We start from the raw sequence: 21361 nt of genomic DNA, 5'->3' as shown, positions 1-21361 counted from the left end.
CGCCCCGCCTAGGAGCCTCCATGGGTGTCACCGACCGAATCCGTGACTGGCCCGTCTACCGGCAGCTCACCGGGGACGACCGGCTCGGCCGGGGAAGCGCGGCCAAGTCGCCGACCACGGCCGGGCTGCGCCCGCGCACCGACACCGCCGACCGGGTGACGCAGTCCGTCTGCCCGTACTGCGCCGTCGGCTGCGGCCAGCAGGTCTACGTCAAGGACGAGAAGGTCGTGCAGATCGAGGGGGACCCCGCCTCTCCCGTCAGCCGCGGCCGGCTCTGCCCGAAGGGCTCCGCGACGCTGCAACTGACCACCGGCGCGGCCCGCCACCACCAGGTGCTGTACCGGCGCCCGCACGGCACCGACTGGGAACCGCTCGACCTGGAGACGGCCATGGACATGGTGGCCGACCGCGTCGTCGCGACCCGCCGCGCCACCTGGGAATGGGAGAAGGACGGCGTGCGCACGGCCCGCACCATGGGCATCGCGAGCCTCGGCGGCGCCACGCTCGACAACGAAGAGAACTACCTCATCAAGAAGTTGCTGACCGGCCTCGGCGTCGTCCAGGTGGAGAACCAGGCGCGCGTCTGCCACAGCTCCACCGTCGCCGGTCTCGGCACCACGTTCGGCCGCGGCGGCGCCACCACGTTCATGCAGGACCAGCAGCACTCCGACTGCATCGTCATCCAGGGCTCGAACTACGCCGAGGCCCACCCCGTGGGCTTCCAGTGGGTGATGGAGGCCAAGGCCCGCGGCGCGACCGTCATCCACGTGGACCCCCGCTACACGCGCACCAGCGCCCTCGCCGACCTCCACGTGCCGCTGCGGGCCGGCAGCGACATCGCCTTCATCGGCGGGATCATCAACCACGTCCTGACCGAGGAGAAGGACTTCCGCGAGTACGTCCTGCACTACACCAACGCCGCGACGCTGGTCGGCGAGGACTTCCGCGACACCGAGGACCTGGACGGCGTCTTCTCCGGCCTCGACGAGGACAAGCGCCACTACGACCAGCACAGTTGGCAGTACGAGGGCGCGCAGGTGCAGCAACCGACCGGCGAGGTCGACGAACAGTACGAGGACCGCGTCCGCTCCGCGGGCCGCCCGGAGACCCACGGCTCGGGCGGCGCCCGCACCACCCCGGACGCGCCCAGCGACCCGACCCTGCGGCATCCGCGCTGCGTGTACCAGGTGCTCAAACGGCACTTCGCCCGCTACACCCCCGAGATGGTCGAGGAGGTGTGCGGCGTCCCGCGCGAGACGTTCCTGCGCGTGTGCGACGCGCTCACCGCCAACTCCGGCCCCGAGCGCACCAGCGCCTTCGTGTACGCGGTCGGCTGGACCCAGCACTCCACCGGCTCGCAGTACATCCGCGCCGCGAGCATCCTCCAGCTCCTGCTCGGCAACATCGGCCGCCCCGGCGGCGGCATCCAGGCGCTGCGCGGGCACGCCTCCATCCAGGGCTCCAGCGACATCCCGACGCTGTACAACCTGCTCCCGGGCTATCTGCCCATGCCCCACGCCCACCAGCACATCGACCTCGACAGCTTCATCAGGACCTCGCGCACCGAGAAGGGTTTCTGGGCCGAGATGCGGTCCTACTTCGTGAGCCTGCTGAAGGCGTACTACGGCGACGCGGCCCGCGAGGACAACGACTTCTGCTTCGACCACCTCCCGCGCCTCACCGGTTCGCACTCCACGTACGAGACGGTGATGTCGCAGCTCGACGGCGAGTGCAAGGGCTACTTCCTGATGGGGGAGAACCCGGCCGTCGGCTCGGCCAACACCCGTCTGCAACGCCTGGGGATGGCCCAGCTCGACTGGCTCGTCGTCCGGGACTTCTCGCTCATCGAGTCGGCCACCTGGTGGCAGGACGGCCCGGAGATCGAGAGCGGCGAACTGCGCACCGAGGACATCGGCACGGAGGTCTTCTTCTTCCCCGCCGCCGCCCACACCGAGAAGTCCGGGTCGTTCACCAACACCAACCGCTGGGTCCAGTGGCACCACGCGGCCGTCGAACCCGCGGGCGAGGCGCGCAGCGACCTCTGGTTCATGTACCACCTGGGCCGCCGCATCAAGGAGCGGCTGGCCGGTTCCACCGACCCGATGGACCGCCCCGTCCTCGACCTCACCTGGGACTATCCCGTCGACGGGCCGTTGCGGGAGCCCGTCGCCGCGGCCGTGCTCGCCGAGATCAACGGCCACGGCCCCGACGGCGCCCCGCTGTCCGCGTACACGGAGCTGAAGGACGACGGCTCGACCTCCTGCGGCTGCTGGATCTACTGCGGCGTGTACGCCGACGGCATCAACCAGGCCGCCCGCAAGAAGCCACAGCAGGAACAGGACTGGGTGGCCGCCGAATGGGCCTGGGCCTGGCCCGCCAACCGCCGCATCCTCTACAACCGGGCCTCCGCCGCCCCCGACGGAACCCCGTGGAGCGAGCGCAAGGCCCACGTCTGGTGGGACCCAGAGGCCGGACGCTGGACCGGCTACGACGTCCCCGACTTCGTGCCCGACCGCGCCCCCGACCACGTACCCGACAAGGACGCGAGCGGCCCCGACGCCCTGCGCGGTGACGACCCCTTCATCATGCAGGCCGACGGGAAGGGCTGGCTGTACGCGCCCGCGGGCCTGGAGGACGGCCCGCTGCCCGCCCACTACGAGCCGCAGGACTCGCCCTTCACCAACGCGCTCTACCCGCGCACCCCGCGCTCCCCGGTGCGCGAGGTGATGCCCCGCGAGGGCAACCGCTACCACCCCAGCGGCACCGAGCCCGGCGCCGACGTCTACCCGTACATCCTGACCACGCACCGGCTCACCGAACACTTCACGGCGGGCGGCATGAGCCGCTGGTCGCCGTACCTGTCCGAGCTCCAGCCGGAACTGTTCTGCGAGCTGTCCCCGCAGCTCGCCGCCGAGCGCGGACTCGAACACGGCGGATGGGCCACGATCGTCACCGCGCGCAACGCCATCGAGGCCCGCGTCATGGTCACCGACCGCATCAAGTCCCTGACGGTGCAGGGCCGCACCGTCCACCAGATCGGCCTGCCCTTCCACTGGGGGCCCAACGGCGTGGTCACCGGCGACGCCGCCAACGAACTCTCCGGCATCACCCTCGACCCCAACGCGCACATCCAGGAGGTCAAGGCGCTCACCGCCGACATCCGCCCGGGCCGCCGCCCCCGCGGGCCCGAACTGCCGCGCCTGGTGGCGGAGTACCGGCGCCGCGCGGGGATCACCGAGACCACCGGAACGGAGACCCGCGCATGAGCGAGGAGAGGGTCGGGTTCTTCACCGACACGTCCGTGTGCATCGGATGCAAGGCCTGCGAGGTGGCGTGCAAGGAGTGGAACGCCATCCCCGAGGACGGCCTCGAACTGACCGGGATGTCGTACGACAACACGCAGGCGCTCGGCGCCTCCACCTGGCGGCACGTCGCGTTCATCGAACAGCCCGCACCCGAGGGGCGTACCCAACTACCCGTCGTGGACGGCGCGCCCGGCGCGCCCGGGTCGTCCGGGACGGACATGCGCTGGCTGATGTCGTCGGACGTCTGCAAGCACTGCACCCACGCCGCCTGCCTCGACGTGTGCCCCACCGGCTCGTTGTTCCGCACCGAGTTCGGGACCGTCGTGGTGCAGGAGGACATCTGCAACGGCTGCGGGTACTGCGTCCCTGCCTGCCCCTACGGCGTCATCGAACAGCGCCCCACCGACGGCCGCGTCTTCAAGTGCACGATGTGCTACGACCGTCTGGGCGCTGGCCAGGAACCGGCGTGTGCCAAGGCGTGCCCCACGGACTCCATCCAGTTCGGACCCCTCGACGAACTGCGGGAGAGGGCGGCGCTGCGCGTCGACGAACTCCATGAGGCGGGCGTGCCCGAGGCCCATCTGTACGGGCACGACCCCGAGGACGGTGTGGGCGGGGACGGTGCCTTCTTCCTGCTCCTGGACCGCCCGGAGGTGTACGGGCTGCCACCGGACCCCGTGGTCACCACCCGTGACCTGCCGGCCATGTGGAAGCACGCCGCAGGGGCGGCGCTCGCGCTCCTCGGAGGCGTCGCGGTCTCCTTCGCGGCGGTCGGCAGGAGGCAGCGATGACGGCTCAGGACCGGTCGGCGGGACCGCGGCGGCGTGGCCGTCGCGGCGAACAACTCATGGTTCCGAAGGCGGAGTTCGACTCCTACTACGGCCGACCCGTGATCAAGCCGCCGTCGTGGCAGGCGCGCGACATCGCCGGATACTTCTTCCTCGGCGGGCTCGCCGGGGCGGGGTCCGTCGTCGCGGCGGCGGCGCAGCTCACCGACCGCCCGCGCACCGAGAAGGCCCTGAAGGTGTCCTCCCTGGCCGCCGTCTCCCTCTCCGCCGCGGCGCTGATCCACGATCTGGGCCGGCCGTCCCGTTTCGCGAACATGCTCCGGGTCTTCAAGCCCACCTCGCCGATGAGCATGGGCTCCTGGCTGCTCAGCGCCTACGGACCGGCCGCCGGAGCCGCCGCGGCCACCGCCGTCACCGGCCGGCTGCCCAAGATCGGCGCCGTCGCCACGGGCACCGCCGCCGTGCTCGGCCCCGCGGTCGCCGCGTACACCGCCGTCCTCGCGGCCGACACGGCGGTGCCCGCCTGGCACGGCGCCCACCGCGAACTGCCCTACCTCTTCACGGCGTCCGCGACGGCCGCCGCCGCCGGAATGGCCCTCGTCGTCGCCCCCGCGCACGAGAGCACACCCGCGCGGTGCGCCGCCGGGATCGCCGCCCTCGCGGACACCGTGGCCATGAAGGCGGCGGAGCGACGCCTCGGCCCCGTCGCCGAGACGTACCGGCAGGGGCGGGCGGGCACGCTGCTGCGGACGGCGCAGGCGCTCACCCTCACCGGCGCCGTGGGCGCCGTCGCCCTCGGCCGCAGCCGACCGGCCGCGATCGCCTCGGGTCTCGCGCTGCTCGCGGGCTCGGCGTGCACCCGCTTCGGGATCTTCGACGCGGGCGTCGCCTCGGCCGAGGACCCGAAATACACCGTGGGCCCGCAGCGCGATCGGATCGAACGGCGGCGGGCCCGGTGACGGTGGCGGTGTCGGTCAGCGTGAGGTGAGGCGGAGCTGGACGTCGAGTTCCTGGTCACCGGAGGCGGACCCCGCGTCCTCGACCTGGAACGCCCGGCCCAGCGCCTTGCGGACGGTGTCGACCTCGTGCGGGACGCCCTGGGCGGACACGGAGACGGTGCCCTCCAGCTTCTCGCCGCTCGCGGAGCCGGACGCCGCGTCCGAGGAACCGGCGCTCACGTCGAGTTCGGCGGTCCACACCGTGGTGGGCGTCCCCGAGGCGTCCGAGCCGTCCTTGGTGGGCGCACGGTCGGGGAACTCCGAGGTGAGGTAGGTGAGGACCGACTCGGCGTCGCGGGCCGAGCAGTTGCTCAGGGTCACGGTGACGAGGGTGTGGTTGTCGTCGGCAGCGCTGTTCATGGAAAGGATCTCCCGGATCGGGTCGTCGGCCGGCCCGCTGATCGGGCCGTCGCCGTGTCGGTCGTTCGGGTCACAGAGCTGCCCGCAGGGCGGGCAGCAGCTCGTTCTGGGCCCAGGGGAAGAAGGCGTCCTGGTGGTTGCCGCCGATCTGGACGAGAGCGACCTCGGTGAAGCCCGCCTCCGCGTAGGGCCGTACGGCCTCGACGAACTCGGTGACGTCGTTGCCGCACGGGATCGTCTTGGCGACGTCCTCGGGGGACACCAGCTCGGTCGCCCCGGCGAACGAGACGGGGTGGGGAAGCTCGGCGTTGACCCGCCAGCCGCCCGCGAACCAGCGGAACTGTTCGTGGGCGCGTTTGACGGCCGCCGACCGGTCGGGGTCGTAGCAGACGGGAAGCTGGCCGACGCGGGGCTTGCCGCTGCCCCCCGCGCGGTCGAAGGCGTCGAGCAGGTCACCGCGGGGTTCGGTGGCGATGACCAGATCCGCGACGCGGCCCGCCAACGCGCAGGAGGCGGGGCCCGACACGGCCACGCCGATCGGGGGCGGGGTGTCGGGGCGGTCCCACAGACGGGCCCGGTCGACCTCGTAGTGGCGGCCGTGGTGGGTGAGTTCCTCGCCGTCGAGCAGGGCGCGGATGATGCCGACGGCCTCCTCGAACTTCTCCAGGCGCACGGCCGGTGCCGGCCAGCCGCCGCCCACCACATGCTCGTTGAGGTTCTCGCCGGAGCCGAGGCCGAGTCGGAACCTGCCCTCCGACAGCAGTTGCAGCGTGGCGGCCTTCTGCGCGACGACCGCCGGGTGGTAACGCGTGGTCGGACACGTCACATAGGTCATCAGGGGGATGCGCGAGGTCGCCTGGGCGGCGGCGCCGAGCACGGCCCAGGCGTAGGGGGAGTGGCCCTGTTCGGCCAGCCAGGGGGAGTAGTGGTCGGACGTGACGGAGAAGTCGAAGCCCGCTTCCTCCGCCGCCACGACGTGGCGTACGAGGTCCCGGGGTCCGGCTTGCTCGGTCATCATCGTGTAGCCGATGTCCACCATGGTCGCCTCCAAATTCGTTCTGAGGTTCAACGCGGGGCGTCGTTGGCGTGTGGGGCGTCGTCGGTGTCGTGTTCCTCCTCGGTGTGCCGTCTGCGGACGTAGACGGGCAGGACGAACCAGCAGAGCAGGTACCAGGCGAGCACCCCCGCGACGAGCAGCGGCGTGAGCCCGTCGTGCGTCGCGACGCGCAGGATCAGGAACAACGCCGAGGTCAGGGTGGCGAGGAGCAGGAGAAGGCCCACGAACGTGAGGCGCGACGACCAGAGCACCGCCTGCGGTTTGATCCGGCGCCCGGAGATCTGCCGGTGCAGCGCGACCGGCCCGATCAGGGCCCCGGTCGCGGCCGACCCGATGACCACCGTGACGATGTAGATGGTGCGGTTGGTGTCGGAGAGTTCGGTGAAGCGGGGTGTGAACACGACGGTGAGCAGGAATCCGAAGAGGATCTGCACCCCCGTCAGGGCGACCCGCAGCTCCTGGACGAGTTCCGCCCACTGCCGGTCGGCCTTCTCCTCGACGGTCTCCCGCCGGCCGTGCCGGCGACCGGCCCCATCGGCCCCGTCCCGCTTGTTCAGCCCGGCCACTGCCACTCCACGATCTCGGGCATGTCCGTGCCGTGCTCGCGGATCCAGCGGTGGTGCCTCGTGCGGGCGTCCGCCATCCGCTGCCGGGTCTCGGCGGCGCGCACCGCGAGCCCGGGCACGCGGTCGATGACGTCCATGACCAGGCGGAAGCGGTCGAGGTCGTTGCGGACGACCATGTCGAACGGCGTGGTCGTGGTGCCGGACTCCTTGTAACCGCGGACATGCACGTTGTCGTGACCGTCCCGCTTGTAGGCGAGGCGGTGGATGAGCCACGGGTAGCCGTGATAGCCGAAGACCACCGGCTTGTCGCGGGTGAACAGGCCGTCGTACTCGGCGTCGCTCATGCCGTCGGGGTGCTCGGAGGCGGGCAGGAGGGTCGTCATGTCGACGACGTTCACGACCCGCACGGCGAGCTCGGGCAGATGCCGGCGCAGCAGTCCGGCCGCCGCCAGGACCTCCTGCGTGGGCACGTCGCCCGCGCAGGCCAGGACCACGTCGGGGCCGTCGCCGCGCTCGGTGCCCGCCCAGTCCCACACACCGGCCCCCCGCGCGCAGTGGGCGCGCGCCTGGTCGAGGGAGAGCCAGTCGGGGCCGGGGTTCTTGCCCGCGACGATGACATTGACGTGGTCGCGGCTGCGCAGCGCGTTGTCGGCCACCGCCAGCAACGAGTTGGCGTCCGGCGGCAGGAACACCCGGACGATGTGCGGGCTCTTGTTGAGGACGTGGTCGACGAAGCCGGGGTCCTGGTGCGAGAAGCCGTTGTGGTCCTGGCGCCAGACGTGTGAGGTGAGCAGGTAGTTGAGCGAGGCGACGGGGGCGCGCCAGGGCAGTTCCGCCGACGTCTTCAGCCACTTGATGTGCTGGTTGACCATCGAGTCGACGATGTGGACGAACGCCTCGTAGCACGAGAAGAGACCGTGGCGACCCGTCAGCAGGTAGCCCTCCAGCCAGCCCTGGCACAGGTGCTCGGAGAGGACCTCCATCACGCGGCCGTGCGGGTCCAGGTTCTCGTCGACGGGCAGCAGGCCTTCCTGCCAGGCCTTGCCGGTCGCCCGGTAGACGGACTGCAACCGGTTGGACGCCGTCTCGTCCGGACCGACCAGCCGGAAGTTGCGCTCGCGCGCCGTGTCGGCCATCAGGCGCGCGAGGAGGTCGCCGAGGAGCTGGGTGGGGGAGTGGGCCGCGGCGCCGGGCTTCTCGACCGGCACGGCGAAGTCCTCCAGGGGCGGCAGGGGCAGGGCGCGCAGGCGCAGGCCGCCGTTGGCGTACGGCGTGGAACCCAGGCGACGCGTGCCCTCCGGCACGCAGGCCAGCACCGGCTCCGTCGGACCGCCGTCGTCGTCGAAGAGTTCCTCGGGCCGGTACGAGCGCAGCCAGCTCTCCAACTGGGCGAGGTGCTGGGGGTTCTCACGGACCTCGGGGAGGGGGACCTGGTGGGCGCGCCAGGTGTTCTCCACCGGTACGCCGTCGACCTCGCCGGGTCCGGTCCAGCCCTTCGGGGTCCGCAGCACGATCATGGGCCAGCGCACGGGCCCGGCCGCCTCACCGGTCCTGGCCGCCCGCTGGTGGTCGGTGATGAGGTCGAGCGACCGGTCGAGGGCGCGCGCCAGGGCCTGGTGCACTTGCGCGGGGTCGTCACCCTCCACGTAGAGCGGGAGGTGGCCGTAGCCGCGCAGCAGTGCGTCGAGTTCGTCGTGCGGCATCCGGGCGAGCACGGTCGGGTTGGCGATCTTGTAGCCGTTGAGGTGCAGGATCGGCAGGACGGCGCCGTCGTGCACCGGGTCGAGGAACCTGCCCGAGTGCCAGGACGCGGCCAGCGGACCCGTCTCCGCCTCACCGTCGCCGACCACGCAGGCGACGAGCAGGTTCGGGTGGTCGAAGGCGGCCCCGTAGGCGTGCGCGAGGGAGTAGCCGAGTTCGCCGCCCTCGTGGATCGAGCCAGGCACCTCGGGGGCGACATGGCTCGGCACGCCGCCGGGGAAGGAGAACTGCTTGAACAGCCGGGTCATGCCCGCCTCGTCGCGGGTCACGTCCGGGTAGATCTCGCTGTAGCTGCCCTCCAGCCAGGCGCCCGCGAGCACGGCGGGGCCGCCGTGTCCGGGGCCCCACACGCACAGGGCCTCCAGCTCGCGCTGCTTGATCACCCGGTTCAGGTGCGTGTACACGAGGTTCAGGCCGGGGGAGGTGCCCCAGTGCCCCAGCAGGCGCGGCTTCACGTGTTCGGGGCGCAGCGGCTCGCGCAGCAGCGCGTTCGACATCAGATAGATCTGGCCGACGGCCAGGTAGTTCGCGGCGCGCCAATGGGCGTCCAGCGCACGCAGTTCGTCGGCGTCCAGCACCGGGGCGTCTCGGTCGGCCGTAGTCATCGAATGCTCCAGAACCGTGTCGGCGGGCGTCATCGGGCGGATGCTGCTGCTGACGGGCCCAGTATGGCTGCTTCGGCCGTTTCGACCGCTTCGTCTGCCGGGACCCGCACCTCACCGCGTTCCCACACACGCCGACGGCACTCACCTGAATTTCCCGTCGTTTCCCATCGTGACCTGCGCGGATGGTGGACGCACGTGCTGCGCGTCCGCGCGCATCGCGTGAGCGCCTCCGGGGTACCCGGGGTGATCGTCGGCGTAGGCCGTCCTGTGGCGGGGCGGCGCCAGGTGTGACCAGCCTGGTTGTGGAGCCGAGCACGAGGAGAGCCGCTGAGCCATGGAACAGCAACCGTGTGCCCTGATCGTCATCGACATGATCAACACGTACGACCATCCGGACGCGGACCAGCTCCTGCCCTCGGCCCGCAAGATCGTGCCCGTCGTCGCCGACCTGATCCGGGAGGCGCGTGCCCACAGCGTCCCGGTGATCTACGTCAACGACAACTTCGGGCAGTGGCGGTCCCATCAGGGTGAACTCGTCGACGAGGCGCTGGCGGGCCCGCACGCCGAGCTCGTGGAACCGATCAAGCCGGACGACCAGGCCCTCTTCGTGCTGAAGGCCCGGCACTCGATCTTCTACGAGACCCCGCTGACGTATCTGCTGTGGGAACTGGGCGCGGGCCAGGTGATCCTGTGCGGCCAGGTCACCGAGCAATGCGTGCTGTACTCCGCCCTCGACGCCCACATCCGCCACCTGGACGTGACCGTGGTCTCCGACGCCGTCGCGCACATCCACCCCCAACTGGCCGACGCCGCACTGGAGATGATGCGCCGGAACATGGGCGCGCAGATCGTCGCGGGCCAGGACGTGGCCTTCGGCGACAAGGACGGCCGCCGCGCCCCGGATCTCCAGGACTGAGCAGGATCGAGACGGCACCGGGTGATTGGCCCTCCGTCGTCATGGGTACCCGCGCCGCTCCTGATGACTGAGAGGGAGAAGACAATGGAGTGGCTCGACGGAGCGGCATGCGTGGGCGAGGACCCGGAACTGTTCTTCCCCGTGGGGCACAGCGGCCCCGCGCTCCAGGACGTCCATGAGGCGAAGGCGGTGTGCGAGCGCTGCCCGGTCAGGAACGCGTGCCTGGAGTGGGCCCTGCGGACGGGGCAGACGACCGGCGTCTGGGGCGGCACCTCGGAGCACGAACGCGCCCCCATGCTGCGGGCCTGGCGCCGCAGGGTCCGCCAGGAGGCGCACGCCGGATGACCCGCCCGACCAGGCGGCCCGTGCTCCGGCCGACACGAAGACCGGCACGACGGCCCCGCCCGGCCGCGCACCACCTCCACCGGTGATGATGGATCCCATGGACGAAGCCCACGACACCGGTCTCCCGGCGCCCCGCGTACGCGCCGAGGAAGCGTTGAACAGTCTGCTCGCACGCTACGAGGACCGAATCCGACAGCACCGGCGCGCCGCCGTCCCCGACGCCGAACGCCTCGGACAACTGGCGCACGAACAGCAGGAGTTGTTGACCGACAGGGACCTCCTCCCTGAGCTGAGCGAGGAACAACTGCTGCAGGTGACCGCCATCTACGAGACGCGCAACGAGGCCCTGGACTCCACGCAACCGGACGCCCAGTGATCTACACCTGGCCGGGCCCAAGGCCCTAGGCTCCTCGCATGCTGAGACTCGGATTCCCCGTCATCGGAGTGACCGACATCCCGCGCGCGGTCGCCTTCTGGACGCAGGCGCTGCACCTCGTCGTCGCCGAGGAGTGGGAGAGCGAGACGTGGCGGACCCTCCACCACGCCGACGGCTCCGGCCGGGCCCTCGCCCTCATGCGCAGCGAGTCGCCCGCCGAACCGCACCCCCGCCTCCACCTGGACCTCTTCACGGAGACGGCGGAGGAACAACGGGCGGAGGTGGAGCGGCTGATCGGCCTGGGCGCGAAGGCCGTCCCCTGGGACCTCTATCCGCCCGACCCGGACTTCGTGGTCCTCGCCGATCCCGACGACAACATCTTCTGCGTCGTCGACCTGAGCAGCGCCCCGAGCGGCAGCGGCGGCCCGCCGTCCTGACGGGGGTCAGCCGGTGGTGATGCGGCGCAGGGCCAGCAAGGTGGCGTCGTCCGTGCGGTGCGGCCCGTCGAGCCGCGCGACGACCCGTTCGGCGTAGTCCTGGAGAGCCTCGTGGCCACCGACCGGCGGCGCCTCGGCGAAGCACCGCTCCGCGGCGGTGAGGAAGCGCCGGGTGTCCTGGTCGGGGTCGGAGTCGCGCTGCTCGGTCAGACCGTCCGAGTACATCAGGACGATGTCGCCGACCTCCAGGGTCGCGGTCGCCGCGACATAGGTCGTACTCGGCAGGACACCCAGCGTCAGGCCGGGGCCGCCGACCGGATCGGGCAGTTGCGTGGCGACCCCGTTCCTGACCAGGACGGGGCGCGGATGACCGGCGCACGTCCAGCGCAGCAAGGCGTGCTCGGGGTGGTAGCGGGCGATGATCGCCGTCGCCGTCGACTCGTTGCCGTCCGCGCAGGCCACCTCGTTGAGCCACTGCGTCAGGCGCTCCACGGGCTGCTCGGTGTAGGCCAGCCCGGCCAGCGCGTAGCGCAGTTTGGCCATGAGCGTGGCGGCTTCCAGACCGTGCCCGCGCGCGTCGCCCAGCGCGATGAGCGGATGCCCGTCGGGCAGCTTGCGGGCCTTGTACCAGTCGCCGCCGACCCGGGCCTCACGCGCGTCGGGCCGGTAGACGGCGGCCGCGTCGAGGCCGAACGAGGCGAGTTCCCCCTGGAAGTGCGGGAGGACCACGTCGCGCAGCACATCGGCGACCTCCGTGACGGCCTCCACGCGTTCGAGCTGCCGCTGCGCCTCGCGGGCGGCACATTCGGCGCTCTCCCGGCGACGGCGTTCGGCGGTGACGTCGATGAGCACCGCCCGCAGCGCCCAGACCAGGCTTCCGGGGGCGATGCGCACCGGTTCGGCGACCATGCGGAACACCCGCTCACCGGCGCCGGTCAGGCACAGTTCGCACTCCGTCGTGCGTTTGCGCAGGATCACGTCGTACAGGATCTGGTACAGCCGGGGCAGGCTGCCGCTGGTGACGGTGTCCGCCAGCTCGGAGAGGGTCGGCACCGGCGCGCTCTCCGGCAGACCGAGCACGTCGCGGAATCCGCGGGACGGCTCGACATGCTGATCACCGAGGTTCCACTCGGCCCAGCAGGTCCGCATCAGCCGCTGGGCGTCGGCGGCCATGCGCGTCCGCTGGCCGCTCTGCCACGTGATGAGCAGATGAGCGCCGCAGGGAGCCACCCGCACCTCGTCGTGCAGCCGCACCGGGCCGGAGGGAGCTTCCACGAGCCATTCGACCGTCTCCGGGCCCTGGGGTGTCCGGTCGTGGTGGGCGCGGGCCAGCATCGCGGGCAGGGCGCTGGCGGCGAGGGCGGGGAACCGTTCGAACAGCGCCACCGGGCCGGACCAGCGCGGCAGAGCGGCTTCGGGCAGGCGGCTCGCTCCGTAGGCCCGGGCCGGCGCGCTCCCGCCGACGTAGAGGAAGTCCCGGATCTCGCCGTCCTCACCGAGGAGGGGGGCCACCAGCAGAGCGGGCGTGGGAAGCGCGTCGAGCACGTCGAGCCCCGCGGGCGGTGGTGGAGCCTGGGACACGTCGGGGACCGAGTCGGGCACCGAGGCGGAGCCCCACTGGAGTTCGACGTATGTCTGGATGCGCCGCCGTTGTGCCTCCAACAGGGCGCGGATCGCCTGGAGTTCCAGGCGTGAGCGTGCGTCGCGTCTGGAAGGGGCGTCGGACATACGAACACGATCGGCGCGGGGGGCTTAGACGGCCAGCCGGCCTCCGCCAGGTGGCGGTATCCGGCGACGGCCGTCTCCGCGGGGCGCGGAGAGGGGCGGCGACCGTGTGGTCACCGCCCCGCTCCGTCGGTGTTCCGTGGTGGTTCAGCCGCGCACGATGTTCTCGGCCTGGGGGCCCTTCTGGCCCTGGGTGATGTCGAAGGTGACCGTCTCGCCCTCGACGAGTTCACGGTAGCCGTTGCCGGAGATGTTGCTGTAGTGGGCGAACACGTCAGGTCCGCCGCCGCTCTGCTCGATGAAGCCGAAGCCCTTTTCGGAGTTGAACCACTTCACGGTGCCGCTGGCCATACTGCTGTCCTTCGTCTTCTTTCGCCCGGCTCGGAGACGGGCGGGGATGGAGTGGGCCTGTCCCATGATCAGACCGGCCCTGCACCGTCCTACCCCTGTTCGAACGCCGTCACACCAGCCTTTTCGGACGTACTCGCGCGGGATGCTGTCCGGCGCCCGCGCACAGGTCGGCCGTGCGGTGTCCGGCCCGCTCCACGTCGGGCGCCCCGCCCGGGCGGGGCCTGCCGAGAGCGGCGTCGTACGTGGTCATGATCGTGCCCGCGTGGTCCGTGTCGAGCAGGGCCAGATTGGCGTCCCAGTCCTGCTCCCGGAGCCGGGCCGCGAACTCCTCGGAGTGCCGCGAGGGCACCAGCGCGTCGGCGCGGCCGTGCACGAGCCGCACGGGAACGGGGTGCGCACGGGTCGTCCCGAGGCTGTCCAGCGGAGGCCGCCCCGTGGTGCGGGCGGGCACGTCGTAGCGGCCGGATATCGCCACCACGGCCGCGGGCCGCCACCCCGCCACCAGCTCCGGGTGCAGGGCGACACCGACGGCCGCGCCCGCCCCGGCCGACCAGCCCGCCAGGACGACTCGCTCCGGGTCCCCGCCCCAGACGGCGCCGTGCTCGCGCACGGAGGCGAGCGAGGCGAGGAGATGGGCCCGGCCGCCGTCCGGGGCGTCGGCGCGCCAGTCGGGCACGACCACGACCTGGCCGCGGCGTGCGACCTGCTCGGCGAGCGTGCCCATGACGTCCTTCTCGTCCGGGCCGACCCCGTGCCAGAGCAGGACGAGCGGAGCGGGCGCCCCCGTCGACGGCCGGAAGACGTCCAGGTGCTGGTCAGGGCCGCCCGCGCCGACGGCGTAGGGCACATCGCGCGTGACGGTGATCTCGTACATGGTGGGGCTGCGTCCGTTCCCGTGGTGGCCGTGAAGCCGCCACGGTAACGCCCGCCGGGGGAGCGCGGTCAGGCCGCCGCCACCTCGTCGGCGATCATGCGGTCCTCGCCCACCGGGTGCGTCACCCGGTGTGCCAGCGCGGCGAGTACGCCGCCGACCAGCGGCGCCACGATGAACAGCCACAGTTGCGAGAGGGCGGGACCACCGGCGAACAGGGCCGGGCCGAGGCTGCGCGCCGGGTTGACCGATGTGCCGGTCAGCGGGATGCCGACCAGGTGGATGACGGCGAGGGCGATTCCGATGGGCAGTCCGTCGAAGCCGACGACGGCGACCCGGTGCGTCACCGCCAGCACCACGAACACGAGGAGGAAGGTGAGGACGACCTCGGCGAGGAACGCGCCACCGGTGTTGATGTGCACCGCCGACCGGTCCCCGTAGCCGTTGCTGCCGAAGGCGCCCTTCGCGTGGAAGCCCGGGACCTGCTTGGCCAGGAGGAACAGGAGAGCCGCTCCGGCGATGCCACCGACGAACTGGGCGACCCAGAAACCCACCGCCGTGCGCACGTCGATACGGCGCGCGCACAGCATGCCGAGGGTCACCGCGGGGTTCACGTGGCACCCGGAGATGGGACCGAGCGCGTACGCCAGCGCCAGGAGCGTGAAGCCGAAGGCCAGTGCGATGCCGAGGGTGCCGATGAACTCGACCCCCAGGACAGCGGAGCCCACGGCGAAGAAGACCAGGAGCAGAGTTCCCAGGAACTCGGAAGCCAACGCTCTCGTACGCATCGCCACCACCCTCACCACCACGTCGGGACCAGTCGTAAGACGAGCCTTGGCCCGGCGCGGTACGGGCGCCCGCCGGGAGCCGTGATGCGGGGCCGAACGGGTGAGTCGCCGGGTGCGACGGGCTGTTTTGGACACATCCGGGGTGTGTCTGGCAAGGTCGCCCGTCCGTTCCCCTACAGAGACGGAAGGACGTGGCGCGGTGACCGAGGTGAGCACTCGCAGTGTCCAGGAGGCCGCTGCGATGGAGCGGCTGCGTGCGAGCACCACGACGATCGACATCCCCCGGGGCTTCGGCGAGTGGCAGCCCGAGGAGATGGAGGAATGGCTGAACGAGGTGGAGGACGACCCCGGTGTCTCGGACGCCGACTTCTACGAGGCGCGTCAGGCGGTCCTCGGAGCGATGGGCAAGGACGCCGAGTGAGAGCCCGTCCATGAACCCCGGCGCCGCGACACGACCGCGAAGGCCGGACGCCCGTCCTGACGTCCGGCCTTCGGGAGCCGCGGCGGCGGTGCGCGCAAGCGTCAGCTCTTGGGCATGAGCACGGAATCGATGAGGTAGACGCGGGCATTGGCGGTTTCGACGTTGCCGCAGACCACGTCGGCCGTGTCGTTGACCTTGTAGGACTCGCCGGAGCCCGCGGTGGTCAGCTTCGACTTCTCCAGCGTCTCGAACGAGCCGTTCGTCAGGTCCTCGGGCGCCAGTTCCTGACCCACCACGTGGTACGTGAGGATCTTGGTCAGCGTCGCCTTGTCGTTGAGGACCTTGTCCAGGTCGGCCTTGGGGATCTTGGCGAAGGCGTCGTTCGTGGGAGCGAACACCGTGATGTTCTGCGCGTTGTTGAGGGTGTCGACGAGGCCGGCCTTCTTCACCGCCGACACGAGCGTGGACAGTGCGGGGTTGTGGGAGGCGGCCGTGGCGACAGGATCCTTGGCCATGCCGTCGAAGGACCCCGCACCGTCCTCGGGCACCGAGGAACAGGCCGGACCGAACGGCTCGCTCATGGTCCCCGTCGAGCCGGAAGGGCTTACCGCGTCCGCACTCTTGGAGGAACCGGCCGAAGCGCTGTCGGACGCCTTGTCCTTGGAGTCGCTGTCGGAGCAGGCGGTCAGGGTCAGCGGCAGGACGGCGCCGATCGTGACGGCGACGGCGATACGACGGATTCGGGTACGCATGGCAACTCCTCGACGGGGTGCTTCACGAAGGCGATCTGCCTTCCTCGCGGGGAATCCGGAATGGTGCGCCGTCCGGATTGGTCGAGCACCCGTAAGAGTGAGAAGCGGTGCGGAGTGGACGGCGTGGTCAGTCGACGGTGACCACCACGGAGTGCCATCCCGACGCTCCGTCAGGGATGGTGGGGGCGCGTTCCTCGGTCTGGGTCTCGCCGGTGCGGTCGGTGGCCCGGACGGTCAGCGTGTGCGTCCCCTTGGTGGCCCGCCACGGGATCGACCACTGGCGCCAGGTGTCGCGGCTGTCCTCGGCGGCGAGCCGGGCCTCTTGCCAGGGACCGTCGTCGACCCGTACCTCGACCTCGCCGATACCGCGGTGCTGGGCCCACGCGACTCCGGCGATCATGACGGTGCCGCTGCCCGGGCGGGCGAACGGCTTCGGCGTGTCGATCCGTGACTGCGTCTTGACCGGGGCGCGCCGGGCCCAGTCCCGCTGCACCCAGTAGGAGTCGTACGCGTCGAAGGTGGTCAGCTCGATCTCCTTGATCCATTTGCAGGCGGAGACGTAACCGTAGAGGCCGGGCACCACCATGCGGACGGGAAAGCCGTGCGCGAAGGGCAGCGGCTGTCCGTTCATGCCGACGGCGAGCAGGGCGTCACGGCCGTCCATCACGTCCTCGACGGGGCTGCCGATGGTCATGCCGTCGACGGAGCGGGCCACGAGCTGGTCGGCGGAGCCGCCCTCCGACGGCGGTCGCACCCCGCAGCGCCGGAGCAGGTCGGCCAGGCGGACACCGAGCCAGCGGGCGTTGCCCGTGTACGGGCCGCCCACCTCGTTGGAGACACACGTCAGCGTGATGTCGCGTTCGACGAGCGGCATCCGCAGCAGGTCGTCGAAGGAGACGGTCAGCTCGCGCGTGACTCCCTCGCCGTGGACGCGCAACCGCCAGTGCGCGGCGTCGATCCTCGGCACGGTCAGGGCGGTGTCGACACGGTAGAAGGCGTCGTTCGGGGTCATGAACGGGCTGACGCCGCCGATCCGCGGTGCGGCACCGCGGGGCACGGGCGCGGCCCTCGACGCCGGGGAAGGCAGGACGACGCGCCCGCGAGAGGCCACCGCGTCCCGCCCCCGGGACGCGCCGAGCACCCGGCCGGCCAGACCCGCACCGGTGGACGCGGCAGCCGTGGCGGAGGCGGCGACGAGGAAGCCGCGCCGGTCCCACCCCGCCTCCCCGGTGGTGGCGGTCCGCCCGCGCGTCCCGCCGACCGGTGCCAGGCGACCGACCAGCCAGAACAGGGTGCCGGCCCCGACCGCGGCGCCGACGACGGACGGCAGGGCGTCGACCGGGCTCGTCGAGTCGGGCCGCCCCACCGCGGCGAGGCCGCCGACGGCGCCGAACGCCAGAACGCCGAGCGATCCGGGCAGCCGCCACCGGGTGGCCAGCACGCCCAGGGCGAGCGCCAGCAGGGTCAGTACGGCGAGGATGCCGAGCCGCAGCACCAGCTTGTCGTCCGTGCCGAACTCGCGGATCGCCCAGTCCTTGACCCCCGGCGGCGTGCGGTCGATCGCCGCGCCGCCCACCGCGACGACCGGCCCCGACTCGGGACGTACGGCGGCGGAGAGGAGTTCTGCGACGGCGATCGCCGCGTACCCGGCCAGCAGACCGCTCAGGGCCCCCAGCGACAGCCGGGTGAGGCGGCGCGGCGGCCGTTGTGTGATGTCGTCCATGTGCGGGAATCCGTCCCCGCGCCCCGCCCGGATTGGTCGTTCACCCCGATGCCCCGGTCAGGCGGGCAGCCGCATCAGCGCCACCGGCTTCGACGTCGGGTGCCGCGACCCGCCCACCGGCTCGACCGTGACGCCCATGCCGGAGGCGGCGCCCACCGCACCGTCCATGAGGACGGCCTGCGCCGTCCGCCCCGGATCCATCAGCCCGGCGGGCCGCATCGTGCCGCCGTCGTCGAACCACAACTGGTACGTCTTGCCCCGTGGGGGCGGCGCCATGGACGCGGCCACGAACACGGCCCTGTCGCGCGACGCGGAGACGACGACCGTACCGCTCGCGCCGCCCGCCAGCCGCGCGCTGCTGCTTCTCGCGTCGGGCGCCGCGAGGACGTCGGTCACCCGGTCCGTCGCCTGCTGCGTCTGCCGGGCTTCCTGCCGCGCCTCCCGGGCTTCCATGTGCTGCCACACCGTCGTCCCGCCGAGCGCGGCCACGGCCGCCAGGCACGCCGCCAGCGCCCAGGCCGGCACGCCGCGGCCACGACGGACCGCCCCGGCCACCGGGTCCGCGGAGGTACGCGGTGACTCCTGGCGCACGGTGTCGATCCGGCGCAGCACCGCCTCCCTGAGACCCTCGGGCGGTGGAAGCGCGAGGGCGCCGCCGAGCCGGGCCGCCGTGGCGGACAGCTCCCGCACCTCCTGGGCGCACGCGGGGCACGCGGCGAGATGCCGCTCGAACTCGGCGCGTTCGCCGGGGTCGAGGGCGTGCAGGACGTAGGCCCCGGTCAGTGTGTGCAGTTCGGCGGTCATGCGCTCACCCCAAGGCAGTCGCGCAGCCGGATCAGTCCGTCGCGCAGCCGCGTCTTGACGGTGCCGAGCGGCACGGCGAGCAGTTCGGCGACCTGACTGTAGGTGAGGCCGCGGTAGTAGGCCAAGGACACGGACTGGCGCTGGAGTTCCGTCAGCGTCCGCAGACAGCGCCGCACCTGTTCGTGCTCCAGACGTCTCTCCACCGCCTCGGTCACCTCGTCGAACTCCGGCGTCCGCTCCAGGAGGGCCGCCTTGTGGTCCCGCGCGGCGGCGGACTCCACCGAGCGGACCCGGTCGACGGCGCGGCGGTGCGCCAGCGTCAGCACCCAGTTGATCGCCGTACCGCGGTCGGTGCGGTAGTGGGCCGCTTTGCCCCACACCTCGACGAGCACTTCCTGCGCCACCTCCTCGGACTGCGCGCGGTCCCGCAGGACACCGCGCACCACCCCGAGGACGGAGCCCGCCACGGCCTCGTACACCGAGGAGAACGCGTCCTTGTCCCCTTTGGCCACCTCGGCCATGAGCTCCTCGAGGCCGGGCCCGGTCCCGGGTGCGGGGCCGATGCGGACGGCTTCCTTCACGTTGACGACCTCCGACTAGGACCAGTGCGCACGAGAACACGTGCGCACTGGTGATACGGAGCCGGAGGGAGGGCGGATGGGTCCGCGGACGTACATCTTTTCCGCGCGCGCGGAAAGGGCGTCAGGAACGGGCGGGACCGCGTTCCGCGGCGGCGGCGATGTTGCGGGCCATGCCGCCGAAGACCACGGAATGGAAGGGCGCCACACTCCACCAGTACGCCTGCCCCGCCAGGCCCCGGGGGTGGAACAGCGCCCGCTGGCGGTAGCGGGACCGGCCGCCGTCGACCGGCTCCACGGACAGCTCGAGCCAGGCGAGTCCGGGCAGCCGCATCTCGGCCCGCAGCCGCAGCAGCCGGCCCGGTTCGATCTCCTCGACGCGCCAGAAGTCCAGCGAGTCACCGGCCCGCAGCCGGGCCGCGTCGCGCCGCCCCCGGCGCAGTCCGACGCCGCCCACCAGCCGGTCGAGCCAGCCGCGCACCGCCCAGGCCAGGGGGAAGGAGTACCAGCCGTGTTCACCGCCGATGCCCTCCACCACGTCCCACAGCCGGCTCGGCTCGGCGTCGACCAGGCGCTCCCGCTCGTCGGTGTAGAGGCTGCCGCCCGCCCAGTCCGGGTCCGTGGGCAGCGGGTCGCTCGGCGCGCCCGGCAGCGAGGCCGAGGACCAGCGCGTGGCGACCTGGGCCTGCTGGACCCGGCGCAGGGCGAGCGCGACGGCCTCGTCGAAACCGATCGGTGCCCCCGGCGGGTCCGGCACCCACTCGGCGATGTCGTGCTCGTGGCAGACGACCTCATGGCGCAGGGACTCGCACAACGGCCGGGCGATGGAGGCGGGGACGGGGGTCACCAGACCGACCCACCGGCTGGACAGGCCGGGGCTGAGCATGGGCACCGGGAGCAGCAGACGCCGGGGCAGCCGCGCCGCCGCCGCGTACCGGACCATCATGTCCCGGTAGGTGAGCACGTCGGGGCCGCCGATGTCGAAGGCGCGGCTGATCCGCGACGGCATCGTCGCGCTGCCGACGAGCACACGCAGCACGTCCCGCACCGCGACGGGCTGGATCCGGGTGCTCACCCAGCTCGGCGTCACCATCACCGGCAGCCGCTCGGTCAGGTAGCGCAGCATCTCGAACGACGCGGAGCCCGAGCCGATGATGACGGCGGCCCGCAGGACCGTGGTCGGCACCCCGGAGGCGAGCAGGATGTGGCCGACCTCGGCCCGTGAGCGCAGATGCGGCGACAGCTCGCGGATCGGCACGCCCGCCGGGGTGAGGCCGCCGAGATAGACGATGCGCCGCACCCCGGCCCGGCGGGCCTCCTCGGCGAAGATCCGCGCGGCCTCGCGGTCGGTCCGCTCGAAGCCGTCACCGGAACCGAGCGAGTGCACGAGGTAGTAGGCGACGTCCACGCCCTCCATCGCGGCGGCGACCGAGGCGGCGTCCATGACGTCACCGCGCACGATCTCCGTGTCCTTGGCCCACGGGTGGTCGCGCAGTTTCCCGGGGGTGCGGGCGAGGCAGCGCACACGGTGTCCGGCGGCGAGCAGTTCGGGTACCAGTCGGCCGCCGATGTAACCGCTCGCGCCGGTCACCAGCGTGCGCATTCCGCCGTCGGCCATCTCCACGACCACTCCTTCGTTCGCTGCTGACGCCTCCACCCTGTGATGTCAGGCCCGGCTCCGCCAGTCCGGCGATGCCGGACGCCGCCCCGCGGGGGGGGGGGGGGGGGGGGGGGGGGGGCGGGGCGGCCCCCCCCCCCCCCCCCCCCGCGGCGGGGGGGGGGGCGCGGGCCGCCCCCCCCCCCCCCCCCGGGGCGGGGGGGGGGGGCGGCCGGG

At 72.2% G+C, this 21361-nt stretch carries 21 protein-coding genes; 8 read left to right on the top strand and 13 right to left on the bottom strand.

The features are described 5' to 3' along the window. The first annotated feature begins 20 nt into the window (after nucleotides 1-20). From fdh to nrfD, 3 genes are read left to right on the top strand one after another with little or no spacing between them, the layout of a single operon-like run. Nucleotides 21-3266 carry a formate dehydrogenase gene (fdh, locus tag ACIRF8_RS18900; protein WP_404216262.1) on the top strand — a complete coding sequence of 1082 codons (3246 nt, stop codon included), beginning with the start codon at nucleotides 21-23 and terminating at the stop codon, nucleotides 3264-3266. Next, nucleotides 3263-4096 (top strand): 4Fe-4S dicluster domain-containing protein, encoded by an 834-nt coding sequence (locus ACIRF8_RS18895; protein ID WP_404216260.1) that lies wholly within the window; start codon nucleotides 3263-3265, stop codon nucleotides 4094-4096. Before fdh ends, ACIRF8_RS18895 begins: the two co-directional genes overlap by 4 nt. Before the next feature lie 56 nt (nucleotides 4097-4152). Next, nucleotides 4153-5052 carry an NrfD/PsrC family molybdoenzyme membrane anchor subunit gene (gene nrfD / locus ACIRF8_RS18890; RefSeq protein WP_404216938.1) on the top strand — a complete coding sequence of 300 codons (900 nt, stop codon included), beginning with the start codon at nucleotides 4153-4155 and terminating at the stop codon, nucleotides 5050-5052. A gap of 15 nt (nucleotides 5053-5067) precedes the next feature. Here nrfD and ACIRF8_RS18885 read toward each other — a convergent pair whose 3' ends face one another. The 4 genes from ACIRF8_RS18885 to ACIRF8_RS18870 form a co-directional block, all read right to left on the bottom strand. Next, nucleotides 5068-5451, bottom strand: a complete 384-nt coding sequence (locus ACIRF8_RS18885; protein WP_404216258.1) for a hypothetical protein — start codon at nucleotides 5449-5451, stop codon at nucleotides 5068-5070. A gap of 70 nt (nucleotides 5452-5521) precedes the next feature. Then, nucleotides 5522-6490, bottom strand: a complete 969-nt coding sequence (locus ACIRF8_RS18880) for an LLM class F420-dependent oxidoreductase (RefSeq protein WP_404216256.1) — start codon at nucleotides 6488-6490, stop codon at nucleotides 5522-5524. Between the two features lie 26 nt (nucleotides 6491-6516). Next, nucleotides 6517-7074: a DUF6328 family protein gene (locus ACIRF8_RS18875; protein ID WP_404216254.1), complete on the bottom strand. Its 558-nt coding sequence runs from the start codon at nucleotides 7072-7074 to the stop codon at nucleotides 6517-6519. Further along, a complete protein-coding gene (locus ACIRF8_RS18870) occupies nucleotides 7062-9440 on the bottom strand; it encodes a phosphoketolase (protein ID WP_404216252.1) in 2379 nt (792 codons plus the stop codon). Before ACIRF8_RS18870 ends, ACIRF8_RS18875 begins: the two co-directional genes overlap by 13 nt. 334 nt (nucleotides 9441-9774) lie before the next feature. Between ACIRF8_RS18870 and ACIRF8_RS18865 the strand changes: the two genes are divergently transcribed. From ACIRF8_RS18865 to ACIRF8_RS18850, 4 genes are all read left to right on the top strand, one after another. Next, entirely contained in the window at nucleotides 9775-10356 is a 582-nt protein-coding gene (locus ACIRF8_RS18865) for a cysteine hydrolase family protein (RefSeq protein WP_404216250.1), read from the top strand. A gap of 84 nt (nucleotides 10357-10440) precedes the next feature. After that, nucleotides 10441-10701, top strand: a complete 261-nt coding sequence (locus ACIRF8_RS18860) for a WhiB family transcriptional regulator (RefSeq protein WP_404216248.1) — start codon at nucleotides 10441-10443, stop codon at nucleotides 10699-10701. A gap of 97 nt (nucleotides 10702-10798) precedes the next feature. Next, entirely contained in the window at nucleotides 10799-11077 is a 279-nt protein-coding gene (locus ACIRF8_RS18855) for a hypothetical protein (RefSeq protein WP_404216246.1), read from the top strand. A 38-nt stretch (nucleotides 11078-11115) separates the two neighbouring features. Next, nucleotides 11116-11514, top strand: a complete 399-nt coding sequence (locus ACIRF8_RS18850) for a VOC family protein (RefSeq protein WP_404216244.1) — start codon at nucleotides 11116-11118, stop codon at nucleotides 11512-11514. A 6-nt stretch (nucleotides 11515-11520) separates the two neighbouring features. Here ACIRF8_RS18850 and ACIRF8_RS18845 read toward each other — a convergent pair whose 3' ends face one another. The 4 genes from ACIRF8_RS18845 to ACIRF8_RS18830 all read right to left on the bottom strand — a co-directional run bounded on the left by ACIRF8_RS18845 (nucleotide 11521) and on the right by ACIRF8_RS18830 (nucleotide 15249). Continuing rightward, nucleotides 11521-13242 carry a PP2C family protein-serine/threonine phosphatase gene (locus tag ACIRF8_RS18845; protein ID WP_404216242.1) on the bottom strand — a complete coding sequence of 574 codons (1722 nt, stop codon included), beginning with the start codon at nucleotides 13240-13242 and terminating at the stop codon, nucleotides 11521-11523. 144 nt (nucleotides 13243-13386) lie between these two features. Continuing rightward, complete coding sequence (locus ACIRF8_RS18840; RefSeq protein WP_363193868.1) at nucleotides 13387-13590, bottom strand: cold-shock protein; 204 nt, start codon at nucleotides 13588-13590, stop codon at nucleotides 13387-13389. 109 nt (nucleotides 13591-13699) lie between these two features. Then, entirely contained in the window at nucleotides 13700-14464 is a 765-nt protein-coding gene (locus ACIRF8_RS18835) for an alpha/beta hydrolase (protein ID WP_404216240.1), read from the bottom strand. A gap of 68 nt (nucleotides 14465-14532) precedes the next feature. Continuing rightward, a complete protein-coding gene (locus tag ACIRF8_RS18830) occupies nucleotides 14533-15249 on the bottom strand; it encodes an MIP family channel protein (RefSeq protein WP_404216238.1) in 717 nt (238 codons plus the stop codon). Between the two features lie 208 nt (nucleotides 15250-15457). Here ACIRF8_RS18830 and ACIRF8_RS18825 point away from each other — a divergent pair, with 208 nt between their 5' ends. Then, nucleotides 15458-15670 (top strand): hypothetical protein, encoded by a 213-nt coding sequence (locus tag ACIRF8_RS18825; RefSeq protein WP_404216236.1) that lies wholly within the window; start codon nucleotides 15458-15460, stop codon nucleotides 15668-15670. A gap of 101 nt (nucleotides 15671-15771) precedes the next feature. Here the strand turns inward: ACIRF8_RS18825 and ACIRF8_RS18820 are convergent, their stop codons facing one another. The 5 genes from ACIRF8_RS18820 to ACIRF8_RS18800 all read right to left on the bottom strand — a co-directional run bounded on the left by ACIRF8_RS18820 (nucleotide 15772) and on the right by ACIRF8_RS18800 (nucleotide 21145). Continuing rightward, the gene (locus ACIRF8_RS18820; RefSeq protein ID WP_404216234.1) at nucleotides 15772-16422 is read right to left on the bottom strand and encodes a fasciclin domain-containing protein; all 651 of its coding nucleotides are present in this window, start codon (nucleotides 16420-16422) and stop codon (nucleotides 15772-15774) included. Between the two features lie 127 nt (nucleotides 16423-16549). Beyond that, entirely contained in the window at nucleotides 16550-18145 is a 1596-nt protein-coding gene (locus ACIRF8_RS18815) for a molybdopterin-dependent oxidoreductase (RefSeq protein WP_404216232.1), read from the bottom strand. 57 nt (nucleotides 18146-18202) lie between these two features. Continuing rightward, on the bottom strand, nucleotides 18203-18949 hold the full coding sequence (locus ACIRF8_RS18810) for an anti-sigma factor domain-containing protein (RefSeq protein ID WP_404216230.1): 747 nt from the start codon (nucleotides 18947-18949) through the stop codon (nucleotides 18203-18205). Next, the gene (locus tag ACIRF8_RS18805; RefSeq protein ID WP_404216228.1) at nucleotides 18946-19530 is read right to left on the bottom strand and encodes a sigma-70 family RNA polymerase sigma factor; all 585 of its coding nucleotides are present in this window, start codon (nucleotides 19528-19530) and stop codon (nucleotides 18946-18948) included. Before ACIRF8_RS18805 ends, ACIRF8_RS18810 begins: the two co-directional genes overlap by 4 nt. A gap of 121 nt (nucleotides 19531-19651) precedes the next feature. Continuing rightward, nucleotides 19652-21145, bottom strand: coding sequence for an SDR family oxidoreductase (locus ACIRF8_RS18800; protein ID WP_404216937.1), 1494 nt, complete (start codon nucleotides 21143-21145; stop codon nucleotides 19652-19654). Nucleotides 21146-21361 lie beyond the last annotated feature (216 nt).

The sequence above is a fragment of the Streptomyces sp. NPDC102406 genome, assembly GCF_044765725.1.
Classification (GTDB): Bacteria; Actinomycetota; Actinomycetes; order Streptomycetales; family Streptomycetaceae; genus Streptomyces.
Note: the sequence above shows the minus strand (reverse complement) of the source record. Positions and strands in the feature narration are given on the sequence as shown.

What these genes read in the sequence shown, in the direction of transcription:
- fdh (WP_404216262.1), top strand. Translation starts at nt 21, where the DNA reads ATGGGTGTCACCGACCGAATCCGTGACTGGCCCGTCTACCGGCAGCTC.
- ACIRF8_RS18895 (WP_404216260.1), top strand. Translation starts at nt 3,263, where the DNA reads ATGAGCGAGGAGAGGGTCGGGTTCTTCACCGACACGTCCGTGTGCATC.
- nrfD (WP_404216938.1), top strand. Translation starts at nt 4,153, where the DNA reads ATGGTTCCGAAGGCGGAGTTCGACTCCTACTACGGCCGACCCGTGATC.
- ACIRF8_RS18885 (WP_404216258.1), bottom strand. Translation starts at nt 5,451, where the DNA reads ATGAACAGCGCTGCCGACGACAACCACACCCTCGTCACCGTGACCCTG.
- ACIRF8_RS18880 (WP_404216256.1), bottom strand. Translation starts at nt 6,490, where the DNA reads ATGGTGGACATCGGCTACACGATGATGACCGAGCAAGCCGGACCCCGG.
- ACIRF8_RS18870 (WP_404216252.1), bottom strand. Translation starts at nt 9,440, where the DNA reads ATGACTACGGCCGACCGAGACGCCCCGGTGCTGGACGCCGACGAACTG.
- ACIRF8_RS18865 (WP_404216250.1), top strand. Translation starts at nt 9,775, where the DNA reads ATGGAACAGCAACCGTGTGCCCTGATCGTCATCGACATGATCAACACG.
- ACIRF8_RS18860 (WP_404216248.1), top strand. Translation starts at nt 10,441, where the DNA reads ATGGAGTGGCTCGACGGAGCGGCATGCGTGGGCGAGGACCCGGAACTG.
- ACIRF8_RS18855 (WP_404216246.1), top strand. Translation starts at nt 10,799, where the DNA reads ATGGACGAAGCCCACGACACCGGTCTCCCGGCGCCCCGCGTACGCGCC.
- ACIRF8_RS18850 (WP_404216244.1), top strand. Translation starts at nt 11,116, where the DNA reads ATGCTGAGACTCGGATTCCCCGTCATCGGAGTGACCGACATCCCGCGC.
- ACIRF8_RS18845 (WP_404216242.1), bottom strand. Translation starts at nt 13,242, where the DNA reads ATGTCCGACGCCCCTTCCAGACGCGACGCACGCTCACGCCTGGAACTC.
- ACIRF8_RS18840 (WP_363193868.1), bottom strand. Translation starts at nt 13,590, where the DNA reads ATGGCCAGCGGCACCGTGAAGTGGTTCAACTCCGAAAAGGGCTTCGGC.
- ACIRF8_RS18835 (WP_404216240.1), bottom strand. Translation starts at nt 14,464, where the DNA reads ATGTACGAGATCACCGTCACGCGCGATGTGCCCTACGCCGTCGGCGCG.
- ACIRF8_RS18830 (WP_404216238.1), bottom strand. Translation starts at nt 15,249, where the DNA reads ATGCGTACGAGAGCGTTGGCTTCCGAGTTCCTGGGAACTCTGCTCCTG.
- ACIRF8_RS18820 (WP_404216234.1), bottom strand. Translation starts at nt 16,422, where the DNA reads ATGCGTACCCGAATCCGTCGTATCGCCGTCGCCGTCACGATCGGCGCC.
- ACIRF8_RS18815 (WP_404216232.1), bottom strand. Translation starts at nt 18,145, where the DNA reads ATGGACGACATCACACAACGGCCGCCGCGCCGCCTCACCCGGCTGTCG.
- ACIRF8_RS18810 (WP_404216230.1), bottom strand. Translation starts at nt 18,949, where the DNA reads ATGACCGCCGAACTGCACACACTGACCGGGGCCTACGTCCTGCACGCC.
- ACIRF8_RS18800 (WP_404216937.1), bottom strand. Translation starts at nt 21,145, where the DNA reads ATGGCCGACGGCGGAATGCGCACGCTGGTGACCGGCGCGAGCGGTTAC.